1 protein-coding gene is annotated in these 263 nt (G+C 29.7%); it reads left to right on the top strand.

Annotated features, from left to right (window positions below; genetic code table 11):
- Nucleotides 1-9: 9 nt before the first annotated feature.
- Nucleotides 10-171: a hypothetical protein gene (locus SB717_RS36835; RefSeq protein ID WP_410908028.1), complete on the top strand. Its 162-nt coding sequence runs from the start codon at nucleotides 10-12 to the stop codon at nucleotides 169-171.
- The last annotated feature ends 92 nt before the right edge of the window (nucleotides 172-263 follow it).

The following is a 263-nucleotide window of genomic DNA, read 5'->3' as shown; positions in this document are numbered from 1 at the left end:
AGCGGAATTATGCATTTGGCAAGTGCGTCTAAAGCACCAACTTTAGGTTTGTTTTCAGGTTCTAATATTAAAAAATACGAACCTTACGGAAACGGTAGCAAGGCTTTGGATACAAATATTTTAGGTATTTCAGATTTTATCAAAGCCATAAGTGATATTCTGGATAAATAGAATTTTAAAATAAATTAAAAGAAAAATCCTGTTCAAGAGAAATCAAGAACAGGATTTTTTTATTGAAGTTAGTTCTAAAAAACTTAGCGTAT

Source organism: Priestia sp. SIMBA_032, from assembly GCF_046535215.1.
Lineage (GTDB): Bacteria > Bacillota > Bacilli > Bacillales > Bacillaceae_H > Priestia > Priestia aryabhattai.
This window is presented reverse-complemented; position numbering and strand designations above follow the sequence as displayed.

Excerpts from the sequence above, each read along its gene's own strand:
- SB717_RS36835 (WP_410908028.1), top strand. The coding sequence starts at position 10 with ATGCATTTGGCAAGTGCGTCTAAAGCACCAACTTTAGGTTTGTTTTCA.